Genomic DNA, 21182 nt, shown 5'->3' on the forward strand with positions numbered 1-21182 from the left:
GCATTTCAGCCTTTTTTATTTGCATTTCATCGGTATTTTTTACTTGATGATTTTTCGGATTACCGTATTGTTAGAGGTGTTATCCATAATTTTTAAGAAATAAGCACCACTAGATAAATTATCTAAACTAGATACGTTAATCGTGTTATTTATGGCATGCTTGTTTTCTAATTTAGTAATTAACCTACCGCTTATGTCATATAATTCTACACTAATTGAATTGTTACTTAGGCTATTAGGTAGTTTAATGTTAATATTGTTATTGAACGGATTCGGGTATACAGAGATTTCATTTATATCAAAATCTGAATTACTAAGTGTTCCATCAGTGATATTTACCGTATAATCTTCAACCTCTCCATATTGGAAAGATGCACAACTAGTTGCCAAACCGTTGTACTTTAGAGAGACTCTCATTCTTGTATTACCTAGTAAAGCAGATATAGGAATAGCAATGTTTCCAGATACTGTTGATGTATTATTTGCTGCAATTGAAACAACTTCTTCATCGGCATCGTCAAAATCGCCATCTTGATTAAAATCTATCCAAACTATAATGCCTTCATTATATTCTGTTCCTTTCCAAGATTTGGTTACCGAGATACTATGTGTCGCGGTTTTGTCTAAATCTGTTGATATTGCAGTAAAGTTTGAATAATGATCATCTCCTGTTGTGTTATTAATATCTCCAAGTGTTACATTGCCAATCCATTCATCATCGTCATTAGCGTTATTTCCTTCAGACGCACAATAATTAATGGCTGTGGTTGTAAAATCAATACTAGTATACGCAGATGTAGAAGTAGTACATTTAGTTCTTACTTCAACATCATATGGAGTAGAAGTAGTTAATCCAGTAATGTCATATGTATTAGATGTTACATCTAAAACGTCAATCCAAGTGGATGCAGTATTTTCTTTATATCTTAAGTCATAAGTTGCCGAAGGAATTAAATCCCAATTAACAGTTGCACTGTTTGCATCTACATTAGATACGCTTAAATTTGTTGGTACGGTCGTTTCACAAGGAATTTGAATACCAATTACTTTAAAGTCATCAAAGGTAAAACCTTCAAAATCCATATTATAATAGGTATCATTTCTATTATTGCTATCTGTTTTAAATTCAAATCTTAGATAGACTGTACTTTGATTGTTTAAAAAGGAATTATCTGTTGCATCGATTACAATTTCTTCCATGTTCCATCTTTCTTGCGTGTCTCCATCATAAAGCGGTTCATAGTCTGGTTGAAAATCATTATTTGCACTAGATTTATTAGAATAGTTATTGTTATCATCTGGAGCTCCTGGTTTTGTTAGCTTTCCACAAAGTGGTGTCCATGTAGTCCCGTTTGTAGAACCTTCTAATTGTACATAATCAAAACTACGTTCTAAATCCCATTTAGCATAGAACTGAATAACTGTTTTAGCATTTCCAGATACATCTAGAGAACCATTCATTTGAATACGTTTTGTATCATTACTTGCATAAGTACCGCCATTTGTTGAGGTAATAGCTGTGCTAGAATATGCATCGGATGTAGTATACCAAGTACCTGTAGTTTGTGACCAATTAGATAAAGCATTTCCATCAAATAAAACAGTAGGAGAATAGTGTTTTACAATGTTTGCTTCATATAAAACATTATCGGAAGCATAATCATTAGTAAGCGTTACTTTGAATTCAATTTTGTCATTTAATTGAATTGCAGGATCTAATGTATAGTTTATATTCACATTGTTTTGTTGTAATACAGGCATTCCTGTTTGCGTGCTTGGTGCACCAACCGTTAATATATTTGCAGAAATAGGTGTTACTGTTACTGTAAAATCACTAGCCGTTTGGCCTAAATTTTCAACAGCAAATTTTAAATCCCCATTTAAAGAAAGAATATCACTTTGATTAAAGTCATGTAATTTTGCATATTTACCACTATAGTAAGCGGCTATAAAGTTCATTCGCATAGCACGTTTTGCTATGTGCACAAAGTTGGATGGTTGTGGCCAAAAGCCTCCATATGAACCACCTGTACCTTCAGAAGATAATCCGTTTTCTGGAGTCCAAGACATGGTGTTTTTTCCAGAACCTGTTCCTGTAGCTGTACCATTTGCACTTGTTCCGGCAGGACCACCAAGCATCCAGTCATTCATGTTACCACTATTAAGAGAAGTCACATTGGTACTTGGTCCATGCATATATCTATTATAATAAGACATGTCATGGTTATACTTAGCGTATTCGTCTGGTCTTGGGTTTGTTTGGTTCACACCAGCATAGGCGTGAAGCATTGCATTTTTATACGAATGATGGTTTAAAGCTAGTTTAAAATCATGATCTAAAAAGAAATCACGCATAATTTGTGTTTCGTTTTCAGAAAATGGACCAGTTCCCATATAGGTATCATTACACGCTGACGCGGAAGAACCGCCATTACCCCAATAATAAGCAGAGTTTCTATTTAAATCAATACCATCTAAATAGGTACTACAAGAATTAGATCCCGTTGTATTTCTATTTTTACGTTGACCACCACCACCATTTGGAGCATTTGTTTGGTTGTATACAAAGCCATCTGGATTTAATACTGGTATAAAATATAACTCTTGGTTGTTTAATAAATTCTGAATTGCAGGATCTGTATTGTAGTTTTCTAAAAGATACCACATAAAATATAACTGATTCATTACTGTCGCTGCCTCTCTAGAGTGAATAAGCGATTGGTATAAAGTCTCCGGTCTGTTAGGATTATCCACATTTGGGTCATTAGATATTCTAACATAATAAACGGTTCTTCCTTCAAAAGTAGTTTGTTTATTAGCGGCTATGTTGGATTCACCAGAAACTAAAGATGCATCCGATTTTACCGAAATAAGCCCAGGATATTGAGTTCGCATAGCATCTAATTCATCCAAAACCATTTGATACGTTAAACAACCACCAAAGTGATTGGTTTCAGCTGGATAATTAGCAGCATCATTTAAATTCCAATTAGCAGGAACAGCCCAGTCAATTTCTTCACATTCGTTGTATTGTCCTACATTATTTAAAACTTCATCGACACTGTAAGAGCGATAAGAAGCTGCAGTAGCTTTCATTTGTTGTAATTCTTGACTAGCTCTTGGTAAATCTTCTATAGCTCTTTGGCTGTAAAAAGCAACCATATCTTCTATCAATACCGTATATGGAATACCTCTATCTGTTAATTTATCTAATTGATATTGCGTTAACTCAATATCTATAGTGTTGTTTCTTATAATAACACCACAAGTAAGATCAATACCTTCATTATCTAATTGTTGTATTGCATTTGGTGTAGCAGTAATACTAACTTTTTTATAAGTTTCTTGAGAGTAGGTTAGCTGTGTAACCAATAGTAGCAATAAAGCTACAAACGTAATTTTTTTCATCAGAATTTGGGTTTGAAAAATTGATTGTTTAATTAATATGGCGCTAATATATATAATTTTTTAATAAAACATCCTTGAAATGCAAAAAAATCCGACAAAATGTAATATTTAACATTTATTACATTTTTTTAAATAGAAAAGCCAGTATGTTTATACTGGCTTTTGTTTGAAATAAATATGAAAATAAAATACTGATTTACAATATTTTATATGTTTTTTTTTAATTGGTTTGTGTCTTTTGTCGTAGTGTTGTAATAAGCTGTTTAGCGAAAATTCACATAATCTGAAAATGCATGGTAGAAATAAACTTTAGTATATGCATATTTTCTAAACCTATTTTTAACGAATATTGCAACGGATAAGATCAGCAATTTACTTCTTCACTATTTGTTTGGTTAACACTTTACTTTTATTGTCATCTAAAAACTGAACGATATATAATCCAGTATGTAAACTAGAAACATCTATTTTTCCTATGGTTTTATTAAAAATGTGCTTTCCAATGATTTGCCCGATAGTATTATAAATTAGTACTTCTGATATTTTTTTAGAAGCTTTAAAGTATATATAATCTTCTGTTGGATTTGGGTACACAAATAATAGGTATTCCCTTTCTATTGTTTCTGTACTTAATGTATTGTCTGTAATTTCAACGTTTCTTGTTGTACTATAATATCCATTTGGGTAGGTGGTAGATGTTGGACCAAAAGAATAGGTAATGGTATATGCGCCAACTAATGAATTGGATGCATCTATTTCTCCTGTATTTGTATCTATAGTTAATCCTATTGTGCTAGTAAATATTCCATTAGAAACTCCATCTATTGTTGGTGACGGGTCTGTATCTGTTATATCATATGTGGCAGCTCCATAATTAAAAATGGTAAAATCGTTATAATGAATGTCTATATAGTTTAATACTACATTTGCATAATCAATGGCAAATGGTTCAAGGGTGCTTCCAACATCTCTAACACGTCTATTTACTTCGGTCATAATACCATCAATATTTCCAGATGATGTGATATTACTACCGGTTCCTCCAGGATTACTACCATCATCTACTGTGATATTTGCAGAGCCATGTCTTTCGTTATTGTAATAGAAACCACTAAAATAATTACTATTATTAGGAGCTGTGTCGTTACATTCTCCAGCTCCGCCGTTAAAATTACTAGGAGTAGCTCTATACCCATTGGTTCCATTTCTGCTGCAATTTGGGTAGTTCTGACTTGCATAATAAGTACCTGGTGCATTGTGAAATAAAGCACCTAAGCTATTAGGACCTCTAACTAACTCTTCAAGATCTAATCCGCCTAGGTTATTACTAACCAAATTATTAATAGAAGATCCAGATACAATATTGTTGTAATTTGAATTTGCAGACGTTAAGTTGTTATTCAGTAAATCATTTCTTGAAACGCGATAACCAATTTCAATTCTTGGTGTAGTATGACTCTGACCATGTAAATCTATATAAAGTCCTTTTTCGTAATTAGCTTCAACTACTGTACTTGCATCATCAATAAATTTGTGCCATGCATTCCAATAGTATAAAGCTTCTGTAGTATCTGTTTCATCCGTATTATTAGTATTTGTACCATAGCAGGTCGATTCATCAACTTCTCTATTTGGGTCTAATTTAATTCTATTCAAGTTATTTATTATAACATGTGCATAACCTCCTGTTTGAGCAAAAATCTCATCTTGTATCGCTCTAATTAAAATTCCGGTATTGTCATCTGGTTCATCTGTACCACAAGTTCTGTTTGGTAAGGATCCAGAAGTAATGGTTCCGCCATGAGGAGCCGAAATTATTATTGGTAAGTTACCATGAATGTATTCTATATAATTGTTTCCGCTACCATCAAATTCTGAAACTCCAGGAGCAAGAGGAATAGGATCTTCAACAGCAAAATTTAATGTTTCTGTTATTTCTACATTAGTGCCACTAGTACTAAAACTACCATCAAAGTTTAAAACGGATACACCATCTACAGTAATAGACATGCTTCCATTACCATTCCAACCATCTCCATAAGTGTCATATACTATTACATAATAACCAGTTCCTTCTGGGGAATTTGCATTATTAGTTAGGTCAGAATATGTTTCTGAAGTATTATATGGATTTGCAGCAGCTCCGGATCCATCATAGCCATTATCAATAATTGGAGTTATAAGCGTGTCATCTCCAGTAGCTAATGTGCCATTTGCGTTATATAATTCTACTTTGTTTTCTGTAGACCATTGTGGCCAATCTACTGTTATAATAACATTAGATGTCTGTGCTTTTATAGATGTTAAGGTGTACAAGAATATGCTGAAAAACAGTAATTTTCTTTTCATGATTTGGAGTTTTAAAATTTGGAGTAAAATTATTATAATTTATCTCGCTCACTAATATAGGACATTTTTTATTGAAATATCTATAAAGTGCAATTAAAGCCGATAAAGTGTAAAAACAGGGATGTTTAGGTATAAAAAAAGCTCTTAAGTTAATAAGAGCTTTTTTAGTAGCGAGAACGAGATTTGAACTCGTGACCTCTGGGTTATGAATCCAACGCTCTAACCAACTGAGCTACCTCGCCATAATTTGAGTTTGCAAATATATAAACAATTTCGAAGCACGCAAACAAACAAAATAAAATTTTTTAAAAATTTATTTTAGAACTTTATAATTAAATGTATATATTGAACAAAATATTATTATTTCTATGGACGACAAAGTTAAATACGAATTAGAATTCCCTATACATGCTTCACCGCAATTACTATATCAATATATTTCTACGCCTTCAGGTTTATCAGAATGGTATGCTGAAAATGTAAATTCTCGTGGAGAGTTTTTTAAATTTATTTGGGATGGTTCAGAAGAAGAAGCTAAATTATTAAGTAAAAAGAGTGGAGAACGCATTAAATTTAAATGGTTAGATGATGAAGATAGCTCTACTTATTTTGAAATTAGAATTCAAGTAGACGAAATAACTAAAGATGTCTCTATCATGATTACAGATTTTGCTGATGAAGATGAGGTGGAAGAATCTAAAATGCTTTGGGAAAATCAAATTTCAGATTTAAAGCAAGTATTAGGTTCTGCTTAAAAAAGAATACGATTATTAAACTTATATTTGTCCCGAATTAATTTTCGGGATTTTTTTTATGATAAATTTTAATGGAAATATTACTAGCGAAACAAATATAATTTCGTTTAACAATAGAGGCTTTAATTATGGTGATGCTATATTTGAAACCATAAAATGCTCGCATGGAAAACTATTGTTTTTTGAAGATCACTACTTTAGACTAATGGCTTCTATGCGTATCATGCGTATGGAAATACCCATGAATTTTACTATGGAGTTTTTAGAAGAACAAATTTTAGATACCTTAAAGGCGAATGATTTATCTAATGTTTCAGCCAGAGTTAAGTTTATAGTAAATAGAGTAGCAGGTGGTTTATATTTACCAAAGCATAATGAAGTAGATTATGTAATTAGTGCTGCAAAATTAGATGCCGATTTTTATTTGATACATTCTGAAAAATATGAAGTAGACTTATTTAAAGATTACTATGTATCACCAAGTTTATTATCTACACTAAAAACAAATAATAAAGCATTGCACGTTGTAGGAAGTATTTATGCTAACGAAAATAAATTAGACAACTGTTTACTTTTAAATACCAATAAGAGCGTTGTAGAAGGTTTAAATGGAAACCTATTTTTAGTAAAAGGAAAGACAATTAAAACACCTCCTTTAACAGATGGTTGCTTAAAAGGAATTATGCGTAAACAAATTATAGAAATTATTGCGCTAATGCCAGAATTAACTTTAGAGGAAGTTTCTATTTCTCCTTTTGAATTACAAAAAGCAGACGAATTATTTATAACAAATGTGATCACAGGAATACAGTCTATAACCAAATACAGAAAGAAAGCATTTAATAATACAATAGCAGAAGATTTAGTAAAGAAACTAAATGTAAAAATAAGATTATCTAATTAAGGCTTGGGTTTTCTGGTGAATTAGACCAGATACTGTATTCACCACCAAACTCTAACATTTTTTCTCTCCAGAAGGCTTCACAGTTTTTTGCTATAATTTCATTTTTGTATATGTTTTCTGTAACTACCCAAGAGTTTGATTTAAGTTCTTCATCTAGTTGGTTAGCTTGCCAGCCAGAATAGCCTAAAAAGAATCTTATATGCTTTTCATTTAATTTGTTTTCCGCAATAAGTTCTGCAACTTTGTTAAAGTCTCCGCCCCAAAAAATACCTAAAGATATTTCTATACTATCTGGTATTAGTTCTGGTACTTTATGAATAAAATACAGGTTGTCCTGCTCCACAGGTCCACCATTATACACTTTAAAATCTGCTTCAATTTCTGGGATAAGATCTTTTATGGTATAGTCTAATGGTTTATTTAAAATAAAACCAATAGAACCATCTGTATTGTGATCTGCTAGTAAAACAATAGATCTATTAAAGGACATATCTCCAATAATAGAAGGTTCAGCAATGAGTAAATTGCCTTTTTTTGGTTTGATTGAAATCATAAAGATTTATTTTGGCTAATTAAATCTAATAAAATTTTATTAATTAACCAATATTTATTGCTCTTAACATAAAAAAAAGCCTTCTTAAGTAAGAAGGCTTTTTTAAAATATTCTAAAAAAGAATTAGTTTACAGCGCTAGATAAATCTGAACCTGCTTTAAACTTAACAACGTTTTTAGCTTTAATTTTTATAGTTTCTCCTGTTTGAGGATTTCTTCCATCTCTTGCAGCTCTTTTAGATACTGACCAAGATCCAAATCCTACTAAAGAAACTCTGTTTCCTTTTTGTAAAGCACCTTCAATTTCTATTAACGCACATTCTAAAGCTTTCTTTGAAGCTGCTTTAGTAATTCCTGCGTGTTCTGCCATTGCATCGATTAAATCTGTTTTGTTCATAATTTTAATTTTAATTATTAATAAATTGTTGGTTAAACATTATTGTTATATCCTCTACAAAATTATACGGAAATTCAAACCACGCAAGTAATAGCAAGGGAAATACGCTTTTTTGTTAATAACTTAGGTGTTTTGTTAATAAAGCTAGCGTATTTTATCGATTTTTTAACAAGTCAACAAGCATAAGGCTTTACAGCATTTTTGCGTTTTCATCAAAATTATAACCGTTTAAAAGTGACTTTGCATCCATTTTTCGTTTTCCAGGAAGCTTAATTTCTTTTACAATTAAGTAACCTTCTTTAACAGAAACCTTTATCTCTTTTTTGGTTGTTATTACTTTTCCTATTTCAAAATCGTGTGCTTCTATTTCTTTTTCGGCAGCATAAATCTTAATATCTAATGCTTCTTCATTGTTTTGTAAAATACACCAAGCAGCAGGATACGGACTTAATCCTCTTACCTTATTATATATATTGTCTAAAGTGTCGTTAAAATCAATCTTACAGTTGTCTTTGTTTAGTTTGTAAGCTGTTTTCATAACAGCATTTTCTGGCTGCGGTGTTGTTTTTACATCTCCTTCAGCAATAAGGGAAACAGTTTTTAAAACTAAATCGCTTCCTAAGCACATTAATTTGTCATGTAGACTTCCAGCGTTTTCATTTTCTTCAATAGTAACTTCTTCTTGTAAAATCATTGCGCCAGTGTCAATTTTTTCGTCTATAAAGAAAGTCGATACACCTGTTTTTGGTTCCCCATTAATAACCGCCCAGTTTATTGGTGCCGCACCACGATAGTTTGGTAATAAAGAAGCATGTAAATTAAAAGTACCATATTCTGGCATTTGCCAAACTACTTTTGGTAACATTCTAAAAGCAACTACAATTTGTAAATTGGCTTTTAATGCTGCAAGTTCTTCTGTAAAGCTTTCTGCTTTTAGGTTGGTTGGTTGCATAATATGCAAGCCTTGAGATTTGGCATATTCTTTTACTGCAGATTCGTTTAGTTTTCTACCTCGACCAGCAGGTTTGTCAGGAGCAGTAATAACACCAACAATATTGTACTTGTTTTCTACTAATGTTTGTAATGTGGCAACTGCAAAGTCTGGAGTTCCCATAAATACTATTCTTAAATTTCTCATTATAAATGTGCTAATTTGTAGGTGTTTGTTTTTGTAATCATAATAATATGATGCTCTAATAATAATTGAATCATATTATTCATTTCTTTTTCAGAAAAGGGCAATTCTTGTAAAATCGCTCTTGAGGATAAATCGCCGTTTTCCAATAAGCTAATAATAGCGTTTTTAATTTTCTTTGTGTCTGTTACTTCTGGTTTTTTCTGTGTAATACAGACCGAGCAAATACCACAAGGTTTTAAATCTTTCTCCCCAAAATAGGAGAGTAGTTGTATGCTTTTACAAAGATCTTCCTTTTTAACATAGCTTAAAATAGCAGCTACTTGTTTTTGCTTTAATGCATTTTGTTGTTTTAAAATATTTGCAATTACATTAATGGTTTTATCGTCTTCTCTAGGTTCAAGAAAAGTAATTTCAGCATCGGTTTTAGAAGTATTTAGTGTAATTATTTCATCTTTTTCTAATTGCGCTAAAACCTTTAATACAATGTTTTCATTCACCGCAGCTTTATCTGCTACTAATGTGGTGTTTAATTTTATTTCTTGATCAAAAATGCCACCATAAGTTCTTAAAATGGATTTTACCACAAGACTTAAATGGTTGTTGTTTTTTAAATAGCCAAACAAACTATTGTTACTAATTATAAATTGCACCTGCGTTTGCCTATTAAACTGTTTCGATAAACTAATGACACTTGTTCTATCTAAAAACTGAATAGCATTATAGCATAAAATGGTGTTGAATTTATAGGTTTTACAAAATTGATTAAAATTAAATTGATGTGTGGTATCCACACCTTCTCCATAAGATATTTGAAAGTAATTACAGAGCTTTCTGTATACCACTTTTACAAAGTCTACGGTAGGTAATCCATCTAGAAACTGTTTTTTAACTAAAGCTTCATCGCTATTATTTTTTAAAATTACAGCAAAAGCTTTTTCACCATTTCTTCCTGCACGACCGGCTTCTTGAAAATAGCTTTCTATACTTTCGGGTAGGTTTAGATGAATAACAGTTTTTACATCTGGTTTATCAATTCCCATTCCAAATGCATTGGTAGCAACCATTACTTGTTTTTTGTTTTGTAACCAGTTGTTGAGGTGCTTGTCTTTTTCGGCATTACTAAGTCCGCCATGATAATACGTTGCGCTTATGTTTTGTTTGGCCAACATATTACAAATCTCTACAGTAGATTTTCTATTTCTAACATAAATAATGGAAGGTGCATTTTGTTTTTTTAAAATGCTTTCCATTTTATAATATTTATCATCTTCATGAAAAACCATATAAGCTACATTTGGTCTAGCAAAAGATTGTTTAAATATTTTAGGACTAATAAAATCGAGTTCTTTTATAATATCATCTACTACTAAAGGAGTTGCAGATGCGGTAAGTGCAATACAATTAGCGCTTGGTTTTATTTGCCTTAGTAATTCTATGTTTTTGTAAGATGGTCTAAAATCATTTCCCCATTGTGAAATGCAATGTGCTTCATCTACAGCAATAAGGTTTACATTCATTTGTTTTATTCGGTCTTGAACTAGTTCTTGTTGTAAACGTTCTGGCGATAGATATAGAAACTTATAATTACCATAAATACAATTGTCTAAAAGGGCGTCTAGTTCTTTATAATGTATTCCGCTAGTAAGCGCAATAGCTTTAATACCTTTTTCGGTAAGCGTTTGTACTTGGTCTTTCATTAAGGCAACCAAAGGGGAAACTACAATACAAATACCGTCTTTAGCAAGTGCAGGAATTTGAAAACATAAAGATTTACCTCCTCCAGTTGGCATTAATGCCATAACATCTTCTCCTGCTATTACCGCATTTATGATGTCTTCTTGAAAAGGTCTAAAACTTGTAAAGTTCCAATAACGTTCTAATATGTTTATTGCATTTTGCATTATAATGCTTTTACCACGTCTAATATAAAATCAGCTCTACTTTCTACAGAACCAAAAGGTACATCAAGTAAACTATAATTATATGTTTTATAGGTGTTTAATAAGTGTTTGTGTATTTCGATAGCTTGTTCAAAATTTTCGTAACGTTCACTATCACTACTAAATATTTCTTGCCATGGCGCTAAAATAAATACATGGTCGTACAGGTTTTCTTTACATGCGTTAGTAAAATCTTCTGGATAGTCATCGCCTATAAAGTCCATATAAGCCAAAACGTCAGGAATACCTCTATCTAGAAATATAAAGTCCTCATTAAGGGCATCAGCTTCCAGAAACTGTTGTTTTCTTCCTTTTAAAAGTAATTCACTAAATAAAAGCGGTTCTGTTAAAAATAGTTGTTCAATTCCATCTTCACGGGCTTTTAAGGTGATTTGTCTAGATATTTCTTCAATACAATTATAGCCTCTTTTAGTAAGCTCATTAATTATAGAAGTCTTTCCTGTTCCTGGTCCTCCAGTTATAATAATTTTTTTCGTGTTCAAATTTGGCAAGGTTTTGGGTGTAAAAATCGTAATTTAAATTTTAAATAAAAAATGTAAAGGAAACTGTATCTTTACAACTTACTTTTTAATCATGAGCGAAAAACAAAATCCAGAAGAATTTTATATAAAATTAAAGGCACAATTACTTGATACGGAAACCTGGCCTTCCAAATATTTATATAAATTTATTGTGAAGTCCGACTTGCATAAAATAGCCGAAATAGAGGCGTTATTTAACAATATTGGTGCAGTTATTAATACTATAGAATCCAAAAACGGAAAATACACTAGTATTTCTGTTCACGTATTAATGCAAGATCCAGATGCCGTAATAATTAAATATAAAGAAGTTGCAGAAAATGTAGAAGGAGTTATTAGCCTTTAAATATTTTTTGTACTTTGCACAAGCATAATAACTACGTGCAAATAATATAACTCTACACTTAAATTTTGATAGATATTTTAGAATACAATACCGAGCGTGAACATTTGATTATACCTGAATATGGAAGACATATGCAGAAAATGATTACGCATGCTAAAACACGAGAAACTAAAGAAGAACGCAATAAGATAGTAAAAGCCATTATATCTGTAATGGGTAACATGCAACCACATTTGCGTGATGTACCAGATTTTCAACATAAACTTTGGGATCAGCTTTTTATTATGGCAGATTTTGACATTGATGTAGATTCTCCATACCCAAAACCTTCTCGTGAAGAATTATACGCAAGGCCTGAAACTTTAGAGTATCCTCAAAATTTTCCAAAATATAGGTTTTATGGTAATAATATAAAAACCATGATTGATGTAGCAAACACTTGGGAAGAAGGGGAATTGAAAGAAGCTTTAGTATATACTATTGCTAATCACATGAAAAAGTGTTTTCTAAATTGGAATAAAGATACCGTAGAAGATTATATTATTTTTAATCATTTATTCGAATTATCTGATGGGAAAATTAACTTAAAAGAATCTAATGAAGATTTATCAGATTCTACAAGTTTAATGCGAACTAAAAAGAAATATGCGAATACTAATTCGAAGAAAACGAATTATAAAAAGACTAATAATAATCAAAACAGAAACAGAAAACGCTACTAGTATTTCATGGGAACATTTAAAATTGAAGGAGGTCACCAATTAAAAGGGAAAATACAACCTCAAGGAGCAAAAAACGAAGCCTTACAAATTTTATGTGCTGTATTATTAACTCCAGAGTTGGTAACAATAAATAACATTCCAGATATTGTAGATGTTAATAAGCTTATAGAATTACTTAAGAAACTAGGAGTACAGGTTAATAAAATAGGAAAAGGTTCTTATACTTTTCAAGCAGACCAAGTAGATTTAAAATATTTAGAGTCGGCACAATTTAAAATTGATGGTCGTGGTTTACGAGGATCGATTATGATTGTTGGGCCACTTTTAGCTCGTTTTGGTAAAGGATATATTCCTAAACCAGGAGGTGATAAAATTGGTAGACGTAGATTAGATACACACTTTGAAGGTTTTATAAAACTAGGAGCAAAGTTTAGATACAATCGTGAAGATCATTTTTATGGAGTTGAAGCAGATAAATTAAAAGGAGCATACATGCTACTGGATGAGGCGTCTGTTACAGGAACAGCAAATATTGTGATGGCTGCAGTTTTAGCAGAAGGAACTACTACTATATATAATGCAGCTTGCGAGCCCTATTTACAGCAACTATGTAAAATGCTTAACCGAATGGGAGCAAAAATTACTGGTGTTGGTTCTAATATGTTGACTATAGAAGGTGTAGATGCACTAGGAGGTACAGAACATAGAATGCTTCCAGATATGATTGAAATAGGTAGTTGGATTGGTCTAGCTGCTATGACAAAGAGTGAACTTACCATTACCAATGTAAGTTGGGATGATTTAGGACAAATACCAGATGTATTTAGAAAAATAGGTATTACTCTAGAAAGACAAGGGGATGATATATATATTCCTGCACATAAAGATGGTTACGAAATACAAAGCTATATTGATGGTTCTATTTTAACTATTGCAGATGCGCCTTGGCCAGGATTTACGCCAGATTTGTTGAGTATTGTTTTAACCGTACTTACACAAGCAAGAGGAAGTGCTTTAGTACACCAAAAAATGTTTGAATCTCGTTTATTCTTTGTGGATAAATTGATAGATATGGGTGCGAAAATTATTTTATGTGATCCGCATAGAGCAACCGTTATTGGTCATGATTTTAATTCTACATTAAAAGCTACCACAATGACTTCTCCAGATATTAGAGCAGGAGTTTCTTTATTAATTGCAGCATTATCTGCAAAAGGAACCTCTACTATTCATAATATTGAACAAATTGATAGAGGTTATGAAAATATAGACGAACGTCTTCGTGCTATCGGTGCAAAGATTGAACGTGTAGAAGGAAACTAAAAACTTAAATTATACAAAACAAAAAAGCTTCGAAATTATTTCGAAGCTTTTTTTATATACTTAATTCTAATATTAATCGATGTTATAAAAATATTGCTCACTTGCAATTTTACCATCTTTTACTTCGTAGACACAAACTTCTTCCATTTTTTGTCTTCCTCCTTCTTTAAAAGTACAATCGAAAGTCATTTTAGCAGTAAAAAAGTTACCAGCAACAATAGGTTCGCTAATTTCGCTAGCATGAAAGTCTTCTACACTTTCTAACCATTCTTTACTCTTGTTCAAAATGTTTTGTTTTCCTGTGGTTATTTCTCCAGGCATTCCAGGCATTTCTCGACATACCACATTTTCAGCATATAGTTCATTAACACATTCTATATGCTTATCTTCTTTGCACATCTTCCACCATGTATTGGCAACCTCTTTCGTATTCATTTTATTTAGTTTAAGTTGTTTTTATAAAGATACTGAATCTCTTGTAGTATGATATAATTATGTTCGGCTAGGAAGCGTTTAAAGCTTCTTTATATGTATTCAAGCATCGTTCTCTTGCTTCTTTATGATCGACCATAGGCCTAGGATAAGTAAGCTCTTGAAAATCGGGAACCCATTTTTTTATGTATTCTAATTTCTTGTCAAATTTTTCTATTTGTGTCGTTGGATTAAATATGCGAAAATACGGAGCAGCATCTACACCACAACCAGCAACCCATTGCCAGTTGCCAATATTACTAGCCATTTCATAATCGTGTAATTTTTCAGCAAAATAAGCTTCTCCTAATCGCCAATCGATTAGTAAATGTTTGCATAAAAAACTACCAACAAGCATGCGTACACGATTGTGCATAAAACCTGTTTCATTTAATTCTCGCATGCCTGCATCCACTAAAGGATATCCGGTTTTTCCTTGACACCAAAGTTTAAATTCTTGGTCGTTATTTCGCCATACAATGTTGTCGTATTTCGGTTTAAAGCTATACGTAAGCGTTTGCGGAAAATGCCAAAGAATTTGAATGAAAAACTCTCTCCAAATTAGTTCTTGCCAGAAGATTTCATTGGTTTCTGAAATCGCTTTTTGTACCATTTCACGAATACTTACGGTACCAAAACGTAAATGTGGTCCTAACTTTGAAGTGCTATCTTGTGCTGGGAAATTTCTTGTTGCTTCGTAATTTTGAATTAAATTAGAAGTGACTTTATATGCTTTTATTTCTTGATTAGATGGTACAAAACCAATATCCTGTAAACTTAAATTAGGAAGGTGTTTTTCTTGAATTAAGTGGTTCAGTAAACCAACTGAATCATAAGTTTCTAAACTTTTTGTTCTAAAAGTTGCTTTCCATAATTTCATGTATGGTGTGTACACTAAATACGGTTTACCATCTTTCTTTACAATTTCATCTTTTTCAAAAATAACATGATCTTTAAAGGTTTTAAAGGAGATGTTTTTGCTCTCTAAAAAGGTTTCAATTTCTGTATCCCGATCTTTAGCGTAAGGTTCATAATCGCGATTGGTATAGACAGTATCTATGGTGTAAGACGCTGCTAATTTTTTGTATACCTCTAGAGGTTTGCCAAAGTACATAGCAATACTACTATTGTATTTGCTTTGTAATTCCTTATTGATGTTTTGTAGCGTGTTGTGAATAAAACTAACACGAGCGTCTTCTTTTGGTAGTTGTTCTAGTATTTCTGTATCTAAAATAAATATAGGTAAAACCGGTTTTTTAGCATTTAAAGCATGAAATAATCCTACGTTATCTTCTAATCTTAAATCTCTTCTAAACCAAAAAATGTTTATGGTGTCTTTCATTATATGTAGGTTCCAAAAAGGGATTCTAGTTTTTCTTTGCGGTATGCAAAAATTTCATTCAATTTAGGCTTCACAAGAAAAGGATGCACTAACTGACCAATAATTCCGAAAGGAACTTTATAATCTATAATATCTTCCATTTCAACGCCACCTTCAATTTCTTTAATAAAATGTTTATGATGCCATAATGCATACGGACCAAAGCGCTGTTCGTCTACAAAATAATGTTTATCGACTATATGTGTAATTTCTGTAACCCATTTTGTTTTTATTCCTAATACAGGAGTAACGATATATTGAATAATCTGTCCTGCATACATGGGTCTATCCGCACCAGAAAGTATATTAAAACTCATATAATCAGGAGTAATTACTTTAAGGTTTTTTGGATCCGACAAAAACTTCCAAGCTTCATCCACAGAAATTGGTAGTTTTTGTTTTTTATGAAATGTATAAATTTTCATTAGTTATTTATAAGTATGTACCCATTTAGAGAAGTTGCAATACATAGCCAAAGGATATATGGTAATAGGAGGTATCTAGTTTGTATTGCATCAAATTTAAAAAAGAAATAGCATACTAAAATGGTTAATAGTATGATTACTAAAAAGCCTATTAAAATAAGGTGTTGGTTGAAAAAAACATAGTTCCACATGACATTTAGAATAAACTGTAATGCGAAAAGGGTAAGGACTTCTTTGGTTGGCATTTTTAGATATAACTGTGCCATGTATATCGAAAAACAGATCATTATGCTTGTCCAAGCAACACCAAAAACCCGACCTGGAGGAGTCCAAGGGGCTTGGTTTAAATTCATATACCATTCGGTTCGCGGTCCATTATTCATGAGCCAACTTCCAATACCTAGAGCTCCAAAATTTAATATTAAGAACGAAACAAATACTTTAAAAAATTGCATATTAAACTGTTTTAAGACTTTCTATTTCATCTAATACGGCATTGGCTTCTTGGTATTTTTTATCGCTTTCTGATCTATTAATACTAGAAAGTTGATGCCATTCTTTCATTAACTTGTTGTATTTCTCCTGAAGCTTTTCGGCTTTTGTTTTCTTTTTAAATAATCCAAACATAATTTTATGAATTTAAATGTTTTACAATCTTATTGCTTGCAGGATTGGTTGTAGAAAAATAATAATCTACTAATTGGCCTTCTTTATTTATTAAGTATTTCTGAAAATTCCATTTTACGGTAGAATTAGATTTTCCGTTTAATTCTTTGCTGGTTAACCATTGGAAAAGTGGGTGTTGGTTACTTCCTTTTACATCTAATTTTTCGGTCATTAAGAAAGTAACTCCGAAATTTTTCTGACAAAAAGATTGAATCTCACTAGCAGACCCAGATTCCTGACCGCCAAATTGATTACAAGGAACACCTATAATCATTAGATTATTTTTATAAGTATCGTATAATTTTTGAAGGTCGGCGTATTGTTTCGTAAAACCACATTGGGAAGCTACGTTAACGATGAGTAGCATTTTACCTTTATAATTAGATAGATCAATAGCTTTGCCATCTAAACTATTTATTTCTATATCGTAAATGGATGTAGATGGTGGCTTTTGCGCTGTATTTTTATTTAAAAAGTTTAACATGATAAAAGAAATTAGGAAGTTTTCACGATTTATATTTTAAAAGAAACGATTCCACAATCCATTTCAAATATTTGTCCAGACATGGATGCCGCTTTTTCAGATAATAAAAAAGAAGCCATTTCTGCAACTTCGTTAGGTTTTAAATATTTTTTTAAAGGATGACGTTCCGTAATGTTTTCTGCCATTTTGTCGTTCCTTAAAAGTTTGGATGCTAATTCGGTGTCAGTAACAGTGGGAGCAATCGCATTAATTCTTATAGTAGGCGCTAATTCTGCTCCAAGTGATTTAACTAATCCCTCGACTCCAGATTTTGCAGTTGCAATACTGGCATGGTACGGCATTCCTAGCTTAGCAGCTACCGTACTAAATAATAATATAGCAGATTGCTTACCATTTTTTAAAATAGGTAAATACTTTTGAATTGCTTTTACAGCACCAAGAACATTAATTTCAAAATCTTCTTTAAAATCGTCTATACTTAATCTAGAAATTGGTTTAAGGTTTATGCTACCAGGACAATACACCAAGCCATCGGCATTTTCTATTTCTGGTAAATCATCCACCAACACGTCGCAACCATAATGTGTTAAATTATCAGGGTTGAAACGAGGAGCAGTTCTACTAATATTAATAATTTTATTATCTACTATTAAAGTTTCAATAATAGCCTTACCTATACCTTTGCTGCCTCCAATTACTATGTATGTTTTCATGTTAAGCCGTTAAAGGTCTTCCTTTTAACCTTTTTTCTACTTTTACTTTAATAGCAGTAAGTCTCTTCATGATATCCATGATTTCTTTGTCTTTTTTCTCTTTATAGATTTCGTTTAAACCTAAAATTAAAGATTTTGCTTCTCTAACAATGATGACTCTATCACTTGTCGATAAAGAGTTTAATTTTTGTTTTTCAAATTCTAATGCTTTGTCTATTATATCCATAACTTAATTTTTTAAATAGTTTTGTAATTCTGTAATTTTATTAGGAGTATTAAATTTTCCTCCATAGTATGTTGTAATTGTTGTGGAAGTATCGTCTTTAATACCTCTAGAAGAAACACATAAATGTTTGGCATCTATTATAACAGCTACATCTTCTGTTTTTAAAATTTTTTTTAATTCTTCTGCTATTTGATTTGTTAAACGTTCTTGTACCTGCGGTCTTTTTGCATAATATTGAACGATTCTGTTAAGTTTAGATAAACCAATAACTGTACCAGAAGATATATATGCAACATGTGCTTTTCCTAAAATTGGCACAAAGTGATGTTCGCAATTGGAATATAAGGTAATATTTTTTTCGATAAGCATTTGGTTGTATTGATATTTATTATCAAATAATGCTATTATCGGCTTGTTTTTCGGGTTTAAACCCGAAAATATTTCATCTATATACATTTTAGCAACACGATTTGGTGTTCCTTTTAAAGAATCGTCTGTAAGATCTAATCCGATGACATCCATAATTTCTTCAAAAAGTATGGCTATGCGTTCTTTTTTTTCATCATCACTCCATTTAAAAGCATCTGCTTTCATAGGTGTTTTTAAACCGGTATATAAATGTTCATCACCAATATCTTGATGACTAAAGCCATTTAAACTATTGTTGTTTTTAATGATTTCTGTTTTCATAATTGTCTTTTTAATTTGCTGTTTTTAGTAATTGCTACTAAAACAAAGCAAGTTTATCTTTTAGAAATACTGTTTTGCGTTATTTGTTTTTGTCTGCTACATTTAAATCTACCTTCGTTAAAAGAGCGTAGTTTTTCATGTTTTGTTTTTCTTCCTTGCACCCGTTTTCGCCACATCTTAAAACTGCTAGGTTTCATTTCTTGTCGCATTAAACAAATAACGTCTTGTTCTTTTAGTTTAAACTGAAAGTATATCGCTTCAAAAGTGGTTCTGTCTTCCCAAGCCATTTCTATAACTCTGTCTACTTGTATGGTATTTAATTTCATTTAAGTGCTAATTTTTTTATCATTCCGTTAAAAATAAATCCATGAAATGGTAAAACACTATACCAATATAATCTGCCAAGTATTCCTCTTGGTCTAAATGTTGCTGTTTGTTTTAAAAGGTTGTCTTCAATTTTAAATTCTAGCCAAGCTTCTCCTGGAAGTTTCATTTCGGCATAGAGTAGGAGCTTTTGTTTTTCTTTATCGGCATAAATAACTCTCCAAAAATCTAATGCGTCTCCAGCATCTAATTGCGTCGGATTTGTTCTTCCTCTTCTTAATCCAATTCCGCCAAATACTTTATCAATATAGCCTCTTACTCTCCATAAAAAATTTCCGTAGTACCAACCTGTTTGTCCGCCAATAGCCCATATTTTATCTATGGTTTGTGCGCTGTTAGTTACTTCGAGTTCTTTATAATCTTGAAAGCAACCATATTTGGGAACATTTATATATTTATGAAAGTTGTCTTTTAATCTTCCGCTACTAATAAAGGAATCTTTCCAGCTAGAAATAATACTGTTTTGCTCAATTTTTTCAAAAGCTAATGCTACAGCATCTTTATAACTTAAAGGATTTACATGTAGTATGGCATTGATTTCACTGGGTTTACCAATAATTTCCACACCCATACTATCTACAAGGTTAGAGGCCAGTTTGTAAGATGTAGATGTTACAAAATATAACCAATACGAAGATAGTTTTGGTGTCATTACAGGAACCGTAAGAATGTATCTTTTAAGTTCCCGCACTTCTGCAAATTGCAAAAGCATTTGTTTGTATGTTAAAACTTCTGGTCCAAAAATATCGAAAGAACGGTTGAAGGTTTTTTCGTTTCCTACACTTTTTAATAGAAACGAAAGTACATCGCGAACCGCTAAAGGTTGTGTTTTTGTATTTAGCCATTTAGGAGCAATCATAAAAGGAAGTTTCTCGACTAAATCTCTTATTATCTCAAAGGAAGAACTACCAGAACCCACTATAATACCCGCTTTAAAGATGGTTAACGCATAGCTTTTAGATTCTAATTCGTGCTCCACATTTTTACGTGATTGAAGATGTTTAGAAAGGTTTGCGTCGTTTGTAATACCACTAAGGTAAATTACTTGCTTTGTATTTGTTTTTTCTATACTCGTTCTAAAATTTGCCGCACATTCTTGTTCTAACTTTTCAAAATCGTTAGAAGTATTCGACATGGAATGAATGAGATAATATGCAATATCGATGTCAGTAGGAATGTTTTTTAATGTTTCCGGCTTTAAAAAATCTACCTCAATAATATCTATTTGCTCTTCTTGTAAGTAGCTTTTGTCTGCTCGCAATTTATCTCTTACAGCACAAGTAACGTGATGCCCTTCATGCAATAATAAAGGGATTAGGCGTTTGCCTATATAACCTGTAGCTCCTGTTACGAGAATATTCATTTT

The 21182-nt window shown here is 31.7% G+C and carries 23 protein-coding genes and 1 tRNA gene; 5 read left to right on the forward strand and 19 right to left on the reverse strand.

All coding sequences use genetic code 11. From position 1 onward, the window contains the following. Nucleotides 1-39 precede the first annotated feature (39 nt). The 3 genes from FG167_RS12345 to FG167_RS12355 all read right to left on the reverse strand — a co-directional run bounded on the left by FG167_RS12345 (nt 40) and on the right by FG167_RS12355 (nt 5999). Nucleotides 40-3408, reverse strand: coding sequence for a M14 family zinc carboxypeptidase (locus FG167_RS12345; RefSeq protein ID WP_203458549.1), 3369 nt, complete (start codon nt 3406-3408; stop codon nt 40-42). A gap of 372 nt (nt 3409-3780) precedes the next feature. Further along, complete coding sequence (locus tag FG167_RS12350) at nt 3781-5757, reverse strand: T9SS type A sorting domain-containing protein (RefSeq protein WP_239004387.1); 1977 nt, start codon at nt 5755-5757, stop codon at nt 3781-3783. A gap of 168 nt (nt 5758-5925) precedes the next feature. Further along, nucleotides 5926-5999: transfer RNA gene (locus FG167_RS12355), tRNA-Met, on the reverse strand. A 126-nt stretch (nt 6000-6125) separates the two neighbouring features. On the opposite strand from FG167_RS12355, the gene FG167_RS12360 reads away from it, so the two are divergent. Next, nucleotides 6126-6512, forward strand: coding sequence for an START-like domain-containing protein (locus FG167_RS12360; RefSeq protein ID WP_055442267.1), 387 nt, complete (start codon nt 6126-6128; stop codon nt 6510-6512). Nucleotides 6513-6570: 58 nt separating this feature from the next. Continuing rightward, entirely contained in the window at nt 6571-7416 is an 846-nt protein-coding gene (locus FG167_RS12365; RefSeq protein WP_203458550.1) for an aminotransferase class IV, read from the forward strand. Here FG167_RS12365 and FG167_RS12370 read toward each other — a convergent pair. The 5 genes from FG167_RS12370 to FG167_RS12390 form a co-directional block, all read right to left on the reverse strand. Continuing rightward, complete coding sequence (locus tag FG167_RS12370) at nt 7409-7969, reverse strand: YqgE/AlgH family protein (protein ID WP_203458551.1); 561 nt, start codon at nt 7967-7969, stop codon at nt 7409-7411. The two genes, FG167_RS12365 and FG167_RS12370, sit on opposite strands and share 8 nt — an antisense overlap. A 123-nt stretch (nt 7970-8092) precedes the next feature. Then, on the reverse strand, nt 8093-8365 hold the full coding sequence (locus FG167_RS12375; RefSeq protein WP_203458552.1) for an HU family DNA-binding protein: 273 nt from the start codon (nt 8363-8365) through the stop codon (nt 8093-8095). A gap of 190 nt (nt 8366-8555) precedes the next feature. Continuing rightward, entirely contained in the window at nt 8556-9503 is a 948-nt protein-coding gene (gene fmt / locus FG167_RS12380) for a methionyl-tRNA formyltransferase (RefSeq protein ID WP_203458553.1), read from the reverse strand. Continuing rightward, nucleotides 9503-11404 (reverse strand): ATP-dependent DNA helicase RecQ, encoded by a 1902-nt coding sequence (locus FG167_RS12385; protein WP_203458554.1) that lies wholly within the window; start codon nt 11402-11404, stop codon nt 9503-9505. The genes fmt and FG167_RS12385 overlap by 1 nt, the downstream gene beginning before the upstream one ends. After that, entirely contained in the window at nt 11404-11946 is a 543-nt protein-coding gene (locus FG167_RS12390) for an AAA family ATPase (RefSeq protein WP_203458555.1), read from the reverse strand. The genes FG167_RS12385 and FG167_RS12390 overlap by 1 nt, the downstream gene beginning before the upstream one ends. Nucleotides 11947-12037: 91 nt before the next feature. Between FG167_RS12390 and FG167_RS12395 the strand changes: the two genes are divergently transcribed. From FG167_RS12395 to murA, 3 genes are all read left to right on the forward strand, one after another. After that, entirely contained in the window at nt 12038-12331 is a 294-nt protein-coding gene (locus FG167_RS12395) for a DUF493 family protein (protein WP_203458556.1), read from the forward strand. A gap of 65 nt (nt 12332-12396) precedes the next feature. Beyond that, complete coding sequence (locus tag FG167_RS12400; protein ID WP_203458557.1) at nt 12397-13053, forward strand: DUF4290 domain-containing protein; 657 nt, start codon at nt 12397-12399, stop codon at nt 13051-13053. A 6-nt stretch (nt 13054-13059) separates the two neighbouring features. Beyond that, nucleotides 13060-14376 carry a UDP-N-acetylglucosamine 1-carboxyvinyltransferase gene (gene murA / locus FG167_RS12405; protein ID WP_203458558.1) on the forward strand — a complete coding sequence of 439 codons (1317 nt, stop codon included), beginning with the start codon at nt 13060-13062 and terminating at the stop codon, nt 14374-14376. 72 nt (nt 14377-14448) lie between these two features. Here murA and FG167_RS12410 read toward each other — a convergent pair whose 3' ends face one another. From FG167_RS12410 to FG167_RS12460, 11 genes are all read right to left on the reverse strand, one after another. After that, a complete protein-coding gene (locus FG167_RS12410; protein WP_203458559.1) occupies nt 14449-14811 on the reverse strand; it encodes a SnoaL-like domain-containing protein in 363 nt (120 codons plus the stop codon). 67 nt (nt 14812-14878) lie between these two features. After that, nucleotides 14879-16189: a deoxyribodipyrimidine photo-lyase gene (locus tag FG167_RS12415; protein WP_203458560.1), complete on the reverse strand. Its 1311-nt coding sequence runs from the start codon at nt 16187-16189 to the stop codon at nt 14879-14881. Continuing rightward, a complete protein-coding gene (locus tag FG167_RS12420; RefSeq protein WP_203458561.1) occupies nt 16189-16653 on the reverse strand; it encodes an SRPBCC family protein in 465 nt (154 codons plus the stop codon). The genes FG167_RS12415 and FG167_RS12420 overlap by 1 nt, the downstream gene beginning before the upstream one ends. Next, entirely contained in the window at nt 16653-17108 is a 456-nt protein-coding gene (locus FG167_RS12425; RefSeq protein ID WP_203458562.1) for a TspO/MBR family protein, read from the reverse strand. The genes FG167_RS12420 and FG167_RS12425 overlap by 1 nt, the downstream gene beginning before the upstream one ends. A 1-nt stretch (nt 17109) precedes the next feature. Then, nucleotides 17110-17280 carry a Lacal_2735 family protein gene (locus FG167_RS12430; RefSeq protein WP_055442253.1) on the reverse strand — a complete coding sequence of 57 codons (171 nt, stop codon included), beginning with the start codon at nt 17278-17280 and terminating at the stop codon, nt 17110-17112. Nucleotides 17281-17284: 4 nt separating this feature from the next. Beyond that, on the reverse strand, nt 17285-17803 hold the full coding sequence (locus FG167_RS12435) for a glutathione peroxidase (protein ID WP_203458563.1): 519 nt from the start codon (nt 17801-17803) through the stop codon (nt 17285-17287). A gap of 29 nt (nt 17804-17832) precedes the next feature. Continuing rightward, a complete protein-coding gene (locus FG167_RS12440) occupies nt 17833-18516 on the reverse strand; it encodes an SDR family NAD(P)-dependent oxidoreductase (RefSeq protein ID WP_203458564.1) in 684 nt (227 codons plus the stop codon). A gap of 1 nt (nt 18517) precedes the next feature. Continuing rightward, nucleotides 18518-18742 carry a hypothetical protein gene (locus tag FG167_RS12445; RefSeq protein ID WP_203458565.1) on the reverse strand — a complete coding sequence of 75 codons (225 nt, stop codon included), beginning with the start codon at nt 18740-18742 and terminating at the stop codon, nt 18518-18520. A 3-nt stretch (nt 18743-18745) separates the two neighbouring features. After that, complete coding sequence (gene folE / locus FG167_RS12450) at nt 18746-19432, reverse strand: GTP cyclohydrolase I FolE (RefSeq protein ID WP_203458566.1); 687 nt, start codon at nt 19430-19432, stop codon at nt 18746-18748. A 53-nt stretch (nt 19433-19485) separates the two neighbouring features. Beyond that, nucleotides 19486-19758: a TIGR03643 family protein gene (locus FG167_RS12455; RefSeq protein ID WP_203458567.1), complete on the reverse strand. Its 273-nt coding sequence runs from the start codon at nt 19756-19758 to the stop codon at nt 19486-19488. After that, on the reverse strand, nt 19755-21179 hold the full coding sequence (locus FG167_RS12460) for an SDR family oxidoreductase (protein WP_203458568.1): 1425 nt from the start codon (nt 21177-21179) through the stop codon (nt 19755-19757). The genes FG167_RS12455 and FG167_RS12460 overlap by 4 nt, the downstream gene beginning before the upstream one ends. Nucleotides 21180-21182 lie beyond the last annotated feature (3 nt).

The organism is Lacinutrix sp. WUR7, from assembly GCF_016864015.1.
Classification (GTDB): Bacteria; Bacteroidota; Bacteroidia; order Flavobacteriales; family Flavobacteriaceae; genus Oceanihabitans.